The organism is Bartonella sp. OD88NMGDW, from assembly GCF_042193775.1.
GTDB classification, from domain to species: Bacteria; Pseudomonadota; Alphaproteobacteria; order Rhizobiales; family Rhizobiaceae; genus Bartonella; species Bartonella grahamii.
Genome location: NZ_JBHIMA010000057.1, coordinates 1 through 1,090 on the forward strand (window position 1 = coordinate 1; position 1,090 = coordinate 1,090).

Genomic DNA, 1,090 nt, shown 5'->3' on the forward strand with positions numbered 1-1,090 from the left:
ACGCTCTTACACATCTTTATATACTTTGAATCTTGTTGCTAAGCCCCTGCTTGCCGCGTCTGGGCACCACTTTTTGTTTTTCCTTATTTAATATCTTGTTTTTATTATATTTTTAACATGATGGATTCGTAAATAAAGGTTAGGGAATAGGATTTTGTGACATGGCTCTCAATTATTGCGAATCAGGTTTTTTAAAGGGCATAATCAACTTTTTACTTAAATAAATCTGAATGCGTACCTGTCCTATCAAAATGGATGTGCTCTTCGTCAACTATATAAATTAATAACCAATCGGATTCTATATGAAGATATCGACGAGGCTTTTAATTTCCTTGTAATGCATGATCATTTAAAATAGATAGCAATTGCTTCTTATTAACTAGAAGTTGCATAACTTCTGTGAACTTTCGCATATCTTTTCCACGTTTTTTTGCTCATTTTACATCCTTTTTAAACTTTCCTGAATAACTCACTGAACGCATAATCAAATATCCAATTGCTTAATCAAATCAGCAATATTTTCAGCATAAAAAACATCTTCATTGCTATCATTTTTATGAAAAGTTTCAAGCGTTTCTTTATTGGGTATCTTATTATTTTCAACGTACACACGAATAAGATCACGTAAAATTTGAGATGCTGAACAGTGTTTTATTTCAGCTATAGCCATAAATGCGCTTTTTAGATTTATATCTACTTTAGCTGCTATAAGTCACTTTTTTCACTCATAATATTTCCTCTTTAAGAATATTAATGATTATACATTATTTAACTTAGTTAAACATAGTGTAAATTATCATTAATATTAATTTCTTTTCTTAAACAAAAAGTTTTTCAACTTTTTGTTAGTCACTTTTTGAGGTGTGAAAAGCTATTATCTACGGCATCCACGAAACGGGAAAAATCTATTACGAACATAAAGACAATCAATTTCATGATACGTGACATCATCTTTAAACCTTGGTAGGTCTCTATCATCTCATGAAGGAGCTGTTGTTATTTTTCTGTAAGACCTTTATCTTTGCTGCTTCGTTTCTTGACCATCTTTCCAACCACATAAATGGGCTCCCTGCTTGTTATGCTTCAAAAT

2 protein-coding genes and 1 pseudogene are annotated in these 1,090 nt (G+C 31.0%); all 3 read right to left on the reverse strand.

Features of this window, described 5'->3' with window-relative positions; all coding sequences use genetic code 11:
- Positions 1–212: 212 nt before the first annotated feature.
- Entirely contained in the window at positions 213–302 is a 90-nt protein-coding gene (locus ACFIJR_RS09050) for a type II toxin-antitoxin system YafQ family toxin (RefSeq protein WP_375626877.1), read from the reverse strand.
- Between the two features lie 182 nt (positions 303–484).
- On the reverse strand, positions 485–670 hold the full coding sequence (locus tag ACFIJR_RS09055) for a hypothetical protein (protein WP_375626868.1): 186 nt from the start codon (positions 668–670) through the stop codon (positions 485–487).
- A 179-nt stretch (positions 671–849) separates the two neighbouring features.
- Positions 850–1,056 (reverse strand): annotated as a pseudogene (locus tag ACFIJR_RS09060) (hypothetical protein).
- Positions 1,057–1,090 lie beyond the last annotated feature (34 nt).

What these genes read in the sequence shown, in the direction of transcription:
- ACFIJR_RS09055 (WP_375626868.1), bottom strand. Translation starts at nt 670, where the DNA reads ATGGCTATAGCTGAAATAAAACACTGTTCAGCATCTCAAATTTTACGT.